A 12773-nucleotide genomic window follows, 5' to 3' on the forward strand; every position below is an offset into this window, starting at 1 on the left:
TCTGTGTTGTAGAAGATTTGGGCGAGAAAACCCCAGATATCTTGAACGAACTAGGCAGATTGGCAACGAAAGTTCAGAGATCTTGACACCGGTCAGAAGGCATCGCCTTGGGCTGCCCACTCCAACACCGCCTGCAGCGCCTCGGCCTGCTCTTGCCAGACTTGATCGAGGGGAGTGCCCCGCAGGATTTCCAGCGTTAGGGTTGGGATCCGCCGTTCCTGCCCTGCCCAAGTGCCCAGAGAACCAGGGGTAGGGTAGCCAATGTCGGCGGTAATGGGCAAGCCGTTGCAAGCGGCCATCACCTGGGCCAGCTCAAGGGCAGGGCCGTTGTAGTTCACACAGGGGTGTGCCTGACAGGAGTGGGCAGAAAGGATAAATTGGGGCCGCATCTGGGCCAAGCCCCCCAACAACGCCTGCGTCTCGGGCTCGGAGCCTGGGGCTGCTCCGGGCGGATAGCGAGCTTCCAAAGAGGCCGGGATCCAATCTTGGGTGGGCAGATTGCGGTTGAGATCCACACCGTTGGCATTGAGACGTTGCCCCAGGGCACAGCCATCCGGGTTCAAGCGAGGGATTGCCCATAGGGTCGCCTTCCCGGCCAGGGATCCCCATTTCCCAGAAGCCACATAGCGCTCGATCAGAGTGTATCCTTCCACCTCGTCCCCGTGTACCCCGCCGATCAGCAGCAAGGAGCGGATCCCTTGGGTGAGCTGCCAAAGGTGAATGGGACGTCCCTGCACCGAGTAGCCGATGACCTGCAGGGATCCCAAAGGTTCACCCGCAGCAAGTTCCTGAGACATGGGGGATCCCGGCAAGTCTCGCAACCGTTAGAACGGGAGATCGTCCGGCTCCGGTGGGGAAACCACATCCCCCTCAGAGGATTCCACAATCGCCGGTTCACCCATCCCCGTCAGAGAGAGGACGCGAGCGGATCCCAGTTGATGGACACGGCGCGCGGTGATCTCGGCCAGCTTTTCCTTGCGCCCATCTCGCTCCACCACATTCATGTGCAGTTGGCCTTCCACTGTGATTTGGTCGCCCACATGGCAGGTGTCCACCACCCTTTTGGCCAGTTCTCCAAAAGAGGAAACGCGCACCCGGTAGGGCGGCTCATCCGGGCGCAAGCTGGGAAAGCCAATCACCAAGGACGCAACAGCTAAGTTATCAAGGGTGTAGCGCAGCTCTGGCTCAGACAGAACCTCGCCCATCAACACAATCGAGTTCATAACGGAGCCATCCAGGGATAAGGGGCAGCTCAGCGCACTTCCATCATGCCCGCAGGCGGGGATCCCGTCAAACCTAGCCGACGCGGAGAGTCATGTGGCGCAGCACACTCTCGTTGATGCGCAGGTTTTTCTCCCAGGCAGCCACCGCACTGGGTTCGGCTTCGTAGTTGAACTGGATGTACAGACCTTCCTTAAACTTTTTCATCTCAAACCCGGCAAAGCGGCGCTTGCCCCTATTGGTAATCTCCACGTGGGTTACTCCGTTCTCTCGCAGGATTGCCTCCTGACTGCTGAGCAGTTGTTCGAGGGGTTCATCTGACAGATCAGGACGCACAATCAGCATCGTTTCGTAAGCGCGGGGCATGGAAGCGAGTTCTCCTTGAGGATCCAGTTGTAGAGATGCAGTAGACTATACTAGCTTTTCTTTCCTGCAACCGAAAAGGCCGCGGCTCAATCCCCACACCTCCATACTCTGGCCGCAGCGGCAAATGCAGGTGAGGCTGCTCACAAGAGGGGATCCGTTGTCCGATACAATAGGGATTGCTTCATTGGCCGCCGGTTGGCCCGGCCAAGACACGCTGAATCGAGAGTTGGGATTCCAAGCATGAGCGCAGACGAAGTTTATAGCCGTGTTCGTAAGATCGTGTCCGATCAACTGGGCGTGGAAGACGACAAAGTGACCCCGGAAGCCAATTTCCAGAACGACCTGGGGGCCGACAGCCTCGATACGGTGGAGCTGGTCATGGCTTTTGAAGAGGAATTCGACCTGGAGATCCCCGATGAAGATGCAGAGGGGATCGCCACCGTGCAAGACGCTGTTAACTACATCCTCTCGAAGAAAGCTGCCTAATCTGCCTCCATACCCCTGGGCTAACACCGGACGATGGCTACTCTGGATCCCGCCACTGCTTACAGACCAACCCGCCGCGTTGTGATTACGGGCCTGGGTGCGGTCACCCCTATCGGCAACTCTCCTGCCGAGTTTTGGCAGAGCTTGCTGGCAGGGCGCTCCGGCATTGGGCCGATTACCCATTTCGATGCCTCCCGCCACGACTGCCGTATTGCCGGAGAGGTGAAGGGATTTGATCCCCTCGACTATTTGGATCGCAAGGATGTCAAGCGCACCGACCGCTTTGTGCATCTGGCGATGGCGGCCACCCGGCAAGCCTTGGAGGACGCCGACTTTCGCATCACCGCTCTCAACGCTGAGCAAGTGGGGGTGATCTTGGGCACCGGCATCGGCGGCATCCGCGTCTTGGAAGAGCAGCAGACCATCTATCTGCAGAAAGGGCCGGATCGCTGTAGCCCCTTCATGGTGCCCATGATGATCGCCAATATGGCTGCGGGTCACCTGGCCATTCATTTTGGCGCCAAAGGCCCCAATTCCTGCACAGTTACGGCCTGTGCCTCTGGCTCCAACGCCATTGGCGATGCCTTTCGGCTCATCCAGAGGGGAGAGGTGCAAGCGGCGATCACCGGTGGCACGGAAGCGGCGGTTACCCCTTTGTCCATGGCGGGGTTTAGTGCCATGAAGGCCCTTTCCACCCGCAACGACACCCCGGAGCAAGCCTGTAGGCCCTTTGATCGGGATCGCGATGGCTTTGTCATGGGGGAAGGAGCAGGGATCCTGGTGCTGGAGGAGTTGGAGCACGCCCGCGCCCGCGGGGCCAAGATCTATGCGGAGATAGTCGGCTATGGCCTCACCTGCGATGCCCACCACATGACCAACCCTGCCCCCGGCGGCGAGGGAGCGGCCCGGGCGATGCGGCTGGCCCTCAAGGATGCCGGGCTTCAGCCTGGGGATGTGCAACACATCAATGCCCATGCCACCAGCACCCCTGTAGGGGATATCGCCGAGGTCCAGGCCATCAAGTCGGTCTTCGGCGAGCATGCCCCCCGTTTGGCCATCAGCGCCACCAAGTCCATGACCGGCCACCTGTTGGGGGGAGCGGGTGGCATTGCCACGGTGGCCACAGCTTTGGCCATCCACCACGGCTGGGTTCCTCCTACCCTCAACTTGGACAACCCTGATCCCGAGTGCGAAGGGCTGGATTTTGTCCCCCACAAGGGGCGGCAGATGGCTGTCGAGGCCGCTTTGGTCAATGCCTTTGGGTTTGGTGGGCACAACGTCACGCTGGCCTTGCGCCGCTACTCTCCCGCTTGAAGGGCTTGGCCTATGTCTTCTCCCGAAAGTTCACTGCCCTCAGTTCGCCAACAGGCCTTGGCCGCTTTGACAGCGGAGCTGGCGCAGCAGGGTCACCCGCCCGAATATGCCCAGCACATGGCGGCGGCGGTTATTTTTCAAGCGGATTTGGATCTGTGTGCAGCTCAATTGGCGCGGGTGCTCAGTTGGCTGAAGCAAAACCATCCTCAGCTCTATCCAGAGGCAGTGCAATTGGTGGACACCACTCGGGAAGAGTTCGAGCGTCGCGTTCAAAATGGATAGACAAGCCATCTGCTGTGATCTGAAGCAGGGATCCGGCAGTTGGGTTGCGGTCGTTAGCAGAGGGTGATGTCCCCCCTATGGGACTGCAAGGGGTGATCTTGAGCTGGAGTGGAGTGGTGGCCGATGACGAGAGCCTGCACCTACAGGCCATCAACCAACTGCTGGTGGAAGAGAACCTGCGCCCCTGGAACCTGTGCTGGCCGAAGTCGGGATCCCCTGGGCAGCGGGAGCTTTACCGGCTGCAATACCTGGGCCGACCGGATCGAGAGCGCCTGCCGGCTCTGTGGGGGGATCAAGGGCGGGTGCTCAGCCCCAAACAACTGGAAGAGCTGCTGAAACGCAAGGCCCTATACTACCGACAGGCTTTGCAGGGGCAGAGGGAATTGCCTCTCATTCCCGGTTTGGCGGAAACTTTGGAGACGCTGGAGCGGCTGCAACTGAAGGTCGGCCTGCTGTGCGGCCAATCGGCAGCCGAGGTGACCGCTTTTCTGGAGCGTTTCCAGTCCTGTTGCCCGGCCCTGATACAGTTGACCGATGTGGGCTCCTATCGAGTGACGGGGGATGATGCAGGCCCAATATTTTCCCCAGGACACTTGCACCGCCTGCTTTTGCAGCGGATGGAATTGCCTGCCCAGGCGTGTTTGAGCATTGAAGCCACCTACTCTGGCATTCAGGCAGCCCGTTCGGCAGGGATCCCGGTGCTGGCTCTGGCCACCTTCTTTCCTCTGCACATGCTGCAGCGGCGGGCCAATTGGGCGGTGGACGGCTACCATCAGGTGGAATGGGATCGCATCCGAAACTGGTTTGCCGGCGGGCAAAACCGTCCTTCGACCCCAGTTGAAGCAGAAGCGGAGGCCGGTTCCTTCAAGGGATCCCAGGGAGCATGACTCTAGTCAATAATAAGCTCAACTATACTGAAAATAATGTATAATATGTTCAGTACGGATTACTACCAGTTGATCTTTCTGTTTACTTTCGAGTCTGCCAACATGGTAGCCAAAGCAAAGCAGAAAATTGGTAGTAAGACGACACGGAAACTGCGCTTTGGGTATTCTACTCAAAGCTTTGCGGGATACCGCCATTCTGTTTGGAAACAAACAGAGTGCTATCGCTGCATAGTTGAACAGTGATGTTCAGCAGTGTTCAGCGTAAATGTATCAGGTCAGCCCCAGCCCTAGGGCAGGATCAGCATGCCATCCCCAAAGGAATAGAAGCGATACCCCTGGTCGACGGCCTCTCGGTAGAGATCCAGCAGCCTTTGCCGCCCGATCAGCGCAGCCACCAGCATCATCAGGCTGGAGCGGGGCAGATGAAAATTGGTGACCAGTCCCTGAACCACCCGCCAGGAGTAGCCGGGGTAGATGAAGAGATCGCTTTTCCCCTGCCAAGGCTGCAAGGTGCCAGAGGCTGCCGCGGTTTCCAAAGAGCGCACCACAGTCGTTCCCACCGCGATCACCCGCCCCCCTCGGGCTTGGGCTTTTTGGATGGCTGCCACCGTTTCTGCCGGCACCTTGAGCCACTCGCTGTGGAGACGATGCTCGGTTACCCGCTCCGCTTCCACCGGTCGGAAGGTACCCAGGCCGATGTTCAGGGTGATGTAGGCCGTTTGGATCCCTTTTTGGGCCAGCCGCTCCAGCAGCTCCTGGGTAAAGTGCAGCCCTGCCGTGGGAGCAGCCACCGAGCCGGGGTTTTTGGCCCAGAGGGTTTGGTAGTCTTCAGGGCGAACTTGTCCTGAGCCCGGGGATCCGGAAGCCTTGATGTAGGGAGGAAGCGGGATCCGGCCCACCTGTTCCAGGATTTCCTCAAAAGGCTGTGCCCCCTCCCACTCAAACTGCACCACTCGCCCGCCGGTTTCCAGATCCAAAGCCAGAATGGTGGCCCTCAGCCCAGAGGGGGATCCCTGCTTGCTCCAAAAACCAATCCGATCCCCCACCTTCACCCGTTTGCCCGGCCTGACCAAAACCCGCCAGTTCCACGCCTGATCCGGCAGAGGTTGGGCGGCGGCAGGGATCCCTTCCAGGCAAGGCTCCAGCAGCAACACTTCGACCCGCGCCCCAGAGGGTTCCTTAGCCCCGAACAGGCGGGCCGGGATCACCTTGGTATCGTTGAGAACCAGCAGATCCCCTTCCTGCAGGTAGTCAGGCAGATGGCAGAAGCGGCGATGCTCGTGCCTATCCGGGTACACCACCAGCATCCGCGCCTGATCCCTGGGCTCCACCGGCGTTTGCGCAATCCGATCTGGAGGGAGAGTGTAGTCGTAGGAAGCTGTAAGCAGATCGGGATTGGACTCCCTATCGCCCAAAGGCTCGGCCTCACCGGGGGGAGCGGCAGCAGGCGAAAAAGAGTCAGGCATGGAGATGAATCAAGATGGGGTTCTACGTGGATCCAGCATAGCCAACCGGATCCCGCCAACCCTCTCCCTTTTGAGGGAAGCAGCTAAACCTTGGCCACCACCACCTGCTGCGGCTGATCCTGATACTTGCCGGCGCGGTCGGCGTAGGTCACTTGGCAGGGATCCCCTTCCAGAAAAAGAAGCTGGACCACCCCTTCGTTGGCGTACACACGGCAGTCGGCGCTAGAGGCGTTGGAAAACTCCAGAGTGAGATAGCCCCGCCATCCCGCCTCAGCGGGCGTCAGGTTGGCAATCAGACCCACCCTGGCATAGGAAGATTTGCCAATGCAGATCACGGTAATGTTATCCGGGACTTGCAGCCGTTCCAAGGACACCCCCAACCCATAGGAATGGGCCGGGATGATAAAGTAATCCCCCATCTCGTCGTGGTGCAGCTCCACCGCTTCCAGATTCTTGGGGTTAAACCGCTTGGGATCCACCACCGTGCCGGGCACATGGCGAAAGATCTTGAACTCCACCGGCGACAGGCGGATGTCGTAGCCGTAGGAAGACAGCCCGTAACTCAAAACAGGCCGAGACTCAACAGCGCGCACCAGCTCAGGACAGAAGGGCTCAATCATCCCTCGCCGCGCTTGCTCACAGATCCAGCGGTCGTTTTTCAACATGGCTACAGCCGGCTTCCTGGAGAGTGAGGGCACATCTGGTGGACAAGCTCCAGTCTTATTAGGACTTCGCCCCCCTGACGCGACCCGTGTTGCCTAGGTCTTTCGGAGCGGAAACTGTTTGCGCTAGCGGTGCGGAGCAACATGGGCTGCTGTAGGCATAGCACCTGTGCCGCTGACTTGAGGGGGATCCAGAGAACAGGCAACATTCGCATCGGCAGTGCGCAGCCCTGGGCCTGGGATGCCACGTAGGCGCAACTGCGTGATCAAGTCGGCCCGCTCCAGAAACGAATCCGGCATCTCCGGCCCGGTGATCACCATGTCCATGGAGATGGGGCGCTGGTCGATTAAGCTCAGCACTTCCGCTTCTGGGATCAGGCCCAACTTCACAGCCAAGCTCAGCTCATCCAACACCACCAAGTCATAGCGGCCACTCCTGACAGCCTCCTGGGTAAATTGCCACAGCTCATCCAATGCCACCCGCTCCTCAGGCTCTAGGTGAGGTGTATCGATGCAGCGGTGCAGGCGACAGCGAACCCACTCCAAGGATCTGCCCAGGGAGAGACGATTTGCGGGCCCCTGATTGATCCCACCCTTGAGAAATTGCACGATCAGCACCCGCGTTCCCTGGCCTGCCAAGCGCATCGCCTGAGCCATGACGGGCGTAAACATGCCCCGGCTGGGGTGGGTGTAAAGCTGCAGGGATCCCTGGGGAACCAACTGGGCGGAGAGGGATCCATTCTGCTGAAGGAAAAGCTCGCCGGCAGCAGGGCTGGCTTGAGCCGCAGGCTGTTTGGCGCGGGCTACAGGAGCGGCATCCTTGGAGGAAGGCATAGGATTTGGAGAAGCAGTGCAAACCACGTTCTATCTCGCGAGCAGGCTAGAGAACACGGCCCTAGGTTACAAGGCCTACAAGTGGTGGAGAGCGTCGGCTATGGATTCCATGAAACACCACCTGTGCGTATCCGTCAATGAGTCGGTTCTGCTTCTAGCTGGCATACAAATCATCCCCAATAGAGTAATAGAAAATACAATCCTTGCCCATCCTAGCCTTTTGGCACAAGAGGCAATACCTGAAAAGCTTTGACAGGGGATCTCAATAAAATTTCAGGCCTAGCCCAGAAGCTTGTGTGTGGGGCTATCTCACTTGAGTATAGAGGTGCTCTATAAAAATTTGAGAAAAAGATCAATTTCTTCCAAATAAGATTAACTCTCACAAACAGGAATGCCAGTACCAGCAGCCCACCCACGAGAGAGGAGCAAGGGTCAACCTACCCCAAAAGCCTTGTCCACCAGGAGAGATAGTCATTTTTAAAATAACTATACATTTGGTCGGGAGCCGGGTAGGCCTACACATTAGCGAACATTCGTAGTAGAGAGAATTGTAACCAAAAGTCCAAGGAGTTAATTTCTAACCTCGAGAGTGAAGAAATATAAATTCGTCAATCATCTTCGTCAAAAAATGGATTATTGACAATACTTTTTTGAAAACCAGCATCTGATTTAGCAGAAGCGTAAAGAATTGTGTGCCTTTTATACTCTGAGGTCGTCTTCTTCAAGAGATCGCCTCTTTGATCATTTTTCTTACCGGTCTCAAGGCCAATGTTTTCTACTTAATTTAATCTCTATTTCTGTTATGAGAAATGAGCATTGGGCGTTCAGTTTGGATCCCACTTAAAATTGACCTGAAAAAGCTCTGGGGCTTTGGGTGCTGAGATTGCCGGGATCCCATTGCGCAATCAAAGCCGAGTCCTTCCTCTGGCGAGGAGAGATTTTTGTTGAGAAGGTAGATCCAATCCTGGAGAATACTTGACCCCTCCTCCAATCAGCCAGGAAGTCCGGGGATCCCACCCTCGATCCCTGGATCAAAGGGAAAAGACTCTATCCCGCCGGCACAAAAGTTTTCTGTCACCGACTTGGGCTTGGGAAAAACCCTAGGCCATTGTGAACTCGGGGTGTACGCCGCCGGGAGGGACTGGGATCCGTCTCACTGTTGGGTGGGCTGGCTTCTGGGTGTCGGTGTTCCAAATTGACGGCCTCTCCCCCCAGCACCAAGGTGGAAGCATTGCCCCCATCCAAGTTCAAGGCATGGCGACAGCCCAATTGCTGCATCAACTGTGCCATCTCCAGCAGGGTGAGCCCTTGATTTTCCTGGGCATTGCCGGCGGTCACCAGCAGCAAATGTCCGCTGTCCAGTTGGCCGATGGCACTGCGGGCGGCTCGCTGCCTGCGAAAGAGAGGCTGAAATCCCTCCAATCGGGCATCCAAAACCACCTGTCCATCTAAGAGCAAGAGCGGCCCTGCGCCCAAGAGGTGAGGATAGGCTTCCAGCTCAGGCGGATCCAAGCGCAGATAAAAGCTGAGGCGATCCCCGGGAACCAGCTTGCGGGCTTCTAGGGCACCTTCTAGCCCCCGCCCTGCCAATACATACCCCTCGCTGGGAATCTGTACCGTCAAACTGCCGGCCAGGCCCGCCACCAGAATTTCTTGCACCTGATCCTGCCGCACCATCACGAGCATTTCGTCGTCCGTTTGGGTGGTGTAGGTGGATCCCCAGTCGGGGGTGAACTGGGAGATGCCGGGCAGGATATAGCCTGTATTGATGCCCACCACTGGGATTTGATCCCCAATGGCATTGCGCAGCTCTGCTTGCATCTGCAGACGGGCAAAGCGCACGGATCCCCCTTCTTGCCCTGCCGTCCCATCCGACCAGGCGATGACCCCACGACCCAAAATGGGGCTGGAGATCCAACGGCCATCCCGACGAATTGCCCCCAGCGGCTGACGGGTGTTGCGGTTGAAAAACCCACCGTTAATGGCGGCTACTGCTCCCTGTTCGGGGCCAAAGGAAGACAGCTCCCCCAGACCCACCAGCCCCGCAGGTGCAGCCCAGATAGGCCGCAGTTGGCCCGCTGCGAGAGAAATGACCACGATAGAAACGGGGATCCGATTGTCTCCAACCCAAACCTCCTTCTGGTACAAAGGGATCCCTTGCACCACCCGCACCGGCTGCACACCGAGGGTCACCTGAGCTTGAGCAGCCACGCTGGGCAAAAAGAGAGCAGCAGTGCAGGCTAACCCCCAGCCCATGACCCAGGCGCTCAGCTTGGTTTTGGACATGTCTTCACGTCTTTAGGGCTTCACCATTGTCATTGGGAGATGATTATCCCCCTGCGGCAAAGGTTCCCATCACAATGAGCGACAACAGGATCCCGGGAAAGAGCAGCGTCACCAAGATCAGCAGTTCGGATAGGGTCATTGGGGAATGCTACCTACTTAAGGATTGAGCCAACACAGCAGCCCTAATTTTCACCCTAGCGATCCTATGGAAGTGGCCCAGGATCCCTTTGGGATCCCTTAACACTCGACACCGGTTTGGCTGCCCGTGCATGCCATCTCTCGCTCTGCCGACAGTATCCTGGCAAGGGGAAAGCCTTATCCAACGGTTCCTATGGGCATCCAAGGCAAACGCATTGCCGTCGAACCCGGCCATCTTCGCCCCTGGCTCAAAGAGGCTGTTTTGGCAGGGGGTGGCGAAATTGTGCCCCTGGCAGAAGCAGAAGCCTTGGTCTGGGCCGATGCCTTTGATGTGCCTGGCCTGAAGCGTTGTCTGGCGGAAGGGAAAGGGATCCGCTGGGTGCAGCTGCCCTGGGCAGGGGTGGAACCCTTTGTTCGGGCAGGGGTTTTGCATCCTGCCTATGTGTGGACTTGTGGCAAGGGAGTCTATGCTCAACCGGTGGCAGAACATGCCTTGGCCTTGACCTTGGCCGGCTTGCGCGACTTGAAGATCCGCGCCTTGGCCCAAACTTGGCAGGAGGGCTCCGGTACCAGCCTCTGGGGTAGCCGTGTGGTCATTTTCGGGGCCGGGGGCATTGCCCAAGAGTTGATCAAGCTGTTGCAGCCTTTTCAATGCTCCATCGACGTGGTGCGTCGCAAGGCGGATCCCTTGCCGGGGGCCACGCGGGTGGTGACGCTCGCGGAACGGCAAACGGTGTTGGCAGGGGCAGATGTGGTGATCCTGGCTTTGGCTCTCACGCCGGAAACCGAGGGGATCATCGCCCAAGCTGAGTTGGAGCAGATGGGATCCCAGTGCTGGCTGGTGAATGTGGCGCGAGGCAAGCACATCGTGACCTCCGACTTGGTGGCCGCCCTGCAGCAGGGGGTCATTCGCGGGGCCGCCTTGGATGTCACGGATCCCGAGCCCCTACCGGATGGGCATCCCCTCTGGAGCTTGCCCAACTGCCTGATTACCCCCCACACTGCTCTTACCGATGCCATGATTGTCCCAGCCCTCTCTAAGCGGGTGCGAGAAAATGTGCGGCGCTTCCGGGCCGGGGATCCCTTGCTGGGGGTGGTGGATCCGGTTTTGGGGTATTGAGTCCTCTAGCCCCCCTCCCTTGGGGAGCCTGGGATCAGAAACATTTGGCGCCAAACCCTACTGCGAAGCCATCTCCCGCACGCGGGCAGCAATGGCCTCTGCCATCTCCTGAGTGCCGACAGGATCCCCTGTGGCCAGGTCATAGGTGACCTGCTTGCCCTCGGCGATCACCGCCTGCACCGCCGCCTCCACCCTTGCGGCAGCCTCCCGCTCTCCTAGGTAGCGCAGCATCATCGCCCCGGAGAGGATCAGAGCGCAGGGGTTGACTTTGTTTTGGCCGGCATATTTGGGAGCAGAGCCGTGAATGGCCTCAAAAACCGCAATGCCGTCGCCGATGTTGGCCCCCGGCGCCACCCCCAGCCCGCCGATCATCCCCGCGCACAAGTCGGAAATGATGTCCCCATAGAGGTTGGTGAGCACCAGCACATCGTAGAGCTGCGGCTTTTGCATCAATTGCATGCACATGTTGTCCACGATGCGATCTTCAAACTCGATGTCGGGGTACTCCTGGGCCACCTCCCGTGCCACCTGCAAAAACAAGCCATCGGTGAACTTCATGATGTTGGCTTTGTGCACTGCCGTCACCTTCTTGCGGCCATTCTGGCGGGCGTACTCAAAGGCAAATTTGACAATGCGGCGGCTGCCGAAGTCCGAAATGGGCTTGATGCCGATGGCGGATCCCTCGCGGATGGGTTTGCCGGAGAGGCGCATCATTTCCTCCCGCGCTCGGATGGCTTCCGGCGTGCCCCGTTCAAACTCGATCCCGGCATAGAGATCTTCAGTATTTTCCCGCACCACCACTAGGTCAATGTCTTGAAAAGGGCTTTTGACACCGAGCATGGATTTGGCCGGGCGCAGATTGGCGTAGAGATCCAGCTCCTTGCGAATGGCTACGTTGACCGAACGAAAGCCAGTACCTACGGGAGTGCCAATCGGCCCTTTGATCGCCACTTTGGTTTCCCGAATGGACTCCAACACCTGGGGCGGCAAGGGGGTGCCGTATTTCTCGATCACCTCCACTCCTGCTTCTACCGGGATCCATTCGAACCGAACCCCAGTAGCCTCCAAGACCGTGGTCATCGCCTTGGCCACTTCCGGGCCGATGCCATCCCCAGGGATCAAAGTCACACGATAGGCCACAGATGCTTCTCCTCGCAGTGTTAACGACAGCGCAAAAACTCCGCCTTGCCAGCGTGAGAGGATCCCCTACAAACGGGTCAGACAACCGGGGATCCGTTGAGCTTAAACGACTATAGAACAGGTTGAGACCGAAAATGCTGCGTCCGCTACCTTGAAAAGACTGGGCTGGGGACAAGATTAGGAACTCGGCGGCAAAGAGATCCGCAGTTCCACCACTGTGCCACTGCCAAAGCGGCGATTACGCCAAGCAATGCTTGCCCCGATCAACTCGGCTCGGTAGCGCATGTTGAGCAACCCGTGTCCATGGCCAGACGGCTGGGCGGGATCCACCCCACTCTTGGACGCCGGCATACCGCAGCCATCGTCGATGATCTTCAGCTCCAAGTGGGTGTAGGGAGCGTAAACTACTCGACCCTGACTGCTTCGCAGTACAGGGCGGGCTTTCGGTAGCCCTGCAGTTGGCAAGCCAACCACGAACCTCTAGGCTGGTTTACGACAGCCCCCAAGAGCGCAATCACATTCGCACCATTCAAATCCGCATCCCCTTCCCATCCACAGTGCCCACACTTGA

Annotated in this window: 14 protein-coding genes and 2 pseudogenes; 6 read left to right on the top strand and 10 right to left on the bottom strand. The window is 58.3% G+C overall.

Features of this window, described 5'->3' with window-relative positions:
• Positions 1-92: 92 nt before the first annotated feature.
• From ACVWXF_RS09615 to rpsF, 3 genes are all read right to left on the bottom strand, one after another.
• A complete protein-coding gene (locus ACVWXF_RS09615; RefSeq protein ID WP_457474267.1) occupies positions 93-797 on the bottom strand; it encodes a M14 family zinc carboxypeptidase in 705 nt (234 codons plus the stop codon).
• Positions 798-824: 27 nt separating this feature from the next.
• Complete coding sequence (locus ACVWXF_RS09620; RefSeq protein ID WP_414399054.1) at positions 825-1223, bottom strand: single-stranded DNA-binding protein; 399 nt, start codon at positions 1221-1223, stop codon at positions 825-827.
• Positions 1224-1296: 73 nt separating this feature from the next.
• Positions 1297-1587 carry a 30S ribosomal protein S6 gene (gene rpsF / locus ACVWXF_RS09625; RefSeq protein ID WP_414419165.1) on the bottom strand — a complete coding sequence of 97 codons (291 nt, stop codon included), beginning with the start codon at positions 1585-1587 and terminating at the stop codon, positions 1297-1299.
• Positions 1588-1827: 240 nt separating this feature from the next.
• On the opposite strand from rpsF, the gene ACVWXF_RS09630 reads away from it, so the two are divergent.
• From ACVWXF_RS09630 to ACVWXF_RS09650, 5 genes and pseudogenes are all read left to right on the top strand, one after another.
• Positions 1828-2073, top strand: coding sequence for an acyl carrier protein (locus ACVWXF_RS09630; RefSeq protein ID WP_041436540.1), 246 nt, complete (start codon positions 1828-1830; stop codon positions 2071-2073).
• Between the two features lie 33 nt (positions 2074-2106).
• The gene (gene fabF, locus ACVWXF_RS09635) at positions 2107-3387 is read left to right on the top strand and encodes a beta-ketoacyl-ACP synthase II (RefSeq protein WP_457474268.1); all 1281 of its coding nucleotides are present in this window, start codon (positions 2107-2109) and stop codon (positions 3385-3387) included.
• A gap of 12 nt (positions 3388-3399) precedes the next feature.
• Complete coding sequence (locus tag ACVWXF_RS09640; protein ID WP_414350639.1) at positions 3400-3669, top strand: hypothetical protein; 270 nt, start codon at positions 3400-3402, stop codon at positions 3667-3669.
• A 77-nt stretch (positions 3670-3746) separates the two neighbouring features.
• Complete coding sequence (locus ACVWXF_RS09645) at positions 3747-4556, top strand: HAD family hydrolase (RefSeq protein ID WP_457474269.1); 810 nt, start codon at positions 3747-3749, stop codon at positions 4554-4556.
• A gap of 48 nt (positions 4557-4604) precedes the next feature.
• Positions 4605-4788: pseudogene (locus ACVWXF_RS09650) on the top strand (hypothetical protein); the annotation flags it as partial.
• A 55-nt stretch (positions 4789-4843) separates the two neighbouring features.
• Here the strand turns inward: ACVWXF_RS09650 and queA are convergent.
• From queA to ACVWXF_RS09670, 4 genes are all read right to left on the bottom strand, one after another.
• The gene (gene queA / locus ACVWXF_RS09655) at positions 4844-6022 is read right to left on the bottom strand and encodes a tRNA preQ1(34) S-adenosylmethionine ribosyltransferase-isomerase QueA (RefSeq protein ID WP_457474270.1); all 1179 of its coding nucleotides are present in this window, start codon (positions 6020-6022) and stop codon (positions 4844-4846) included.
• Between the two features lie 83 nt (positions 6023-6105).
• Positions 6106-6687 (bottom strand): dCTP deaminase, encoded by a 582-nt coding sequence (gene dcd / locus ACVWXF_RS09660; protein WP_011433274.1) that lies wholly within the window; start codon positions 6685-6687, stop codon positions 6106-6108.
• Positions 6688-6810: 123 nt separating this feature from the next.
• Positions 6811-7518, bottom strand: coding sequence for a cob(I)yrinic acid a,c-diamide adenosyltransferase (locus tag ACVWXF_RS09665; RefSeq protein WP_457474271.1), 708 nt, complete (start codon positions 7516-7518; stop codon positions 6811-6813).
• 1074 nt (positions 7519-8592) lie between these two features.
• Complete coding sequence (locus ACVWXF_RS09670; protein WP_457474272.1) at positions 8593-9804, bottom strand: phosphodiester glycosidase family protein; 1212 nt, start codon at positions 9802-9804, stop codon at positions 8593-8595.
• Between the two features lie 331 nt (positions 9805-10135).
• Between ACVWXF_RS09670 and ACVWXF_RS09675 the strand changes: the two genes are divergently transcribed.
• Positions 10136-11062 carry a D-isomer specific 2-hydroxyacid dehydrogenase family protein gene (locus ACVWXF_RS09675; RefSeq protein WP_414416498.1) on the top strand — a complete coding sequence of 309 codons (927 nt, stop codon included), beginning with the start codon at positions 10136-10138 and terminating at the stop codon, positions 11060-11062.
• Between the two features lie 57 nt (positions 11063-11119).
• On the opposite strand, the gene ACVWXF_RS09680 is transcribed toward ACVWXF_RS09675, so the two are convergent.
• From ACVWXF_RS09680 to ACVWXF_RS09690, 3 genes and pseudogenes are all read right to left on the bottom strand, one after another.
• Positions 11120-12202: an isocitrate/isopropylmalate dehydrogenase family protein gene (locus ACVWXF_RS09680; protein ID WP_457474273.1), complete on the bottom strand. Its 1083-nt coding sequence runs from the start codon at positions 12200-12202 to the stop codon at positions 11120-11122.
• 177 nt (positions 12203-12379) lie between these two features.
• On the bottom strand, positions 12380-12676 hold the full coding sequence (locus ACVWXF_RS09685; protein ID WP_457384768.1) for an ATP-binding protein: 297 nt from the start codon (positions 12674-12676) through the stop codon (positions 12380-12382).
• A pseudogene (locus tag ACVWXF_RS09690) lies at positions 12607-12773 on the bottom strand (RNA-guided endonuclease TnpB family protein); the annotation flags it as partial. The pseudogene ACVWXF_RS09690 and the gene ACVWXF_RS09685, both read right to left, overlap by 70 nt.

Source organism: Thermostichus sp. MS-CIW-40 (genome assembly GCF_054058315.1).

What these genes read in the sequence shown, in the direction of transcription:
- ACVWXF_RS09615 (WP_457474267.1), bottom strand. Translation starts at nt 797, where the DNA reads ATGTCTCAGGAACTTGCTGCGGGTGAACCTTTGGGATCCCTGCAGGTC.
- ACVWXF_RS09620 (WP_414399054.1), bottom strand. Translation starts at nt 1,223, where the DNA reads ATGAACTCGATTGTGTTGATGGGCGAGGTTCTGTCTGAGCCAGAGCTG.
- rpsF (WP_414419165.1), bottom strand. Translation starts at nt 1,587, where the DNA reads ATGCCCCGCGCTTACGAAACGATGCTGATTGTGCGTCCTGATCTGTCA.
- ACVWXF_RS09630 (WP_041436540.1), top strand. Translation starts at nt 1,828, where the DNA reads ATGAGCGCAGACGAAGTTTATAGCCGTGTTCGTAAGATCGTGTCCGAT.
- fabF (WP_457474268.1), top strand. Translation starts at nt 2,107, where the DNA reads ATGGCTACTCTGGATCCCGCCACTGCTTACAGACCAACCCGCCGCGTT.
- ACVWXF_RS09640 (WP_414350639.1), top strand. Translation starts at nt 3,400, where the DNA reads ATGTCTTCTCCCGAAAGTTCACTGCCCTCAGTTCGCCAACAGGCCTTG.
- ACVWXF_RS09645 (WP_457474269.1), top strand. Translation starts at nt 3,747, where the DNA reads ATGGGACTGCAAGGGGTGATCTTGAGCTGGAGTGGAGTGGTGGCCGAT.
- queA (WP_457474270.1), bottom strand. Translation starts at nt 6,022, where the DNA reads ATGCCTGACTCTTTTTCGCCTGCTGCCGCTCCCCCCGGTGAGGCCGAG.
- dcd (WP_011433274.1), bottom strand. Translation starts at nt 6,687, where the DNA reads ATGTTGAAAAACGACCGCTGGATCTGTGAGCAAGCGCGGCGAGGGATG.
- ACVWXF_RS09665 (WP_457474271.1), bottom strand. Translation starts at nt 7,518, where the DNA reads ATGCCTTCCTCCAAGGATGCCGCTCCTGTAGCCCGCGCCAAACAGCCT.
- ACVWXF_RS09670 (WP_457474272.1), bottom strand. Translation starts at nt 9,804, where the DNA reads ATGTCCAAAACCAAGCTGAGCGCCTGGGTCATGGGCTGGGGGTTAGCC.
- ACVWXF_RS09675 (WP_414416498.1), top strand. Translation starts at nt 10,136, where the DNA reads ATGGGCATCCAAGGCAAACGCATTGCCGTCGAACCCGGCCATCTTCGC.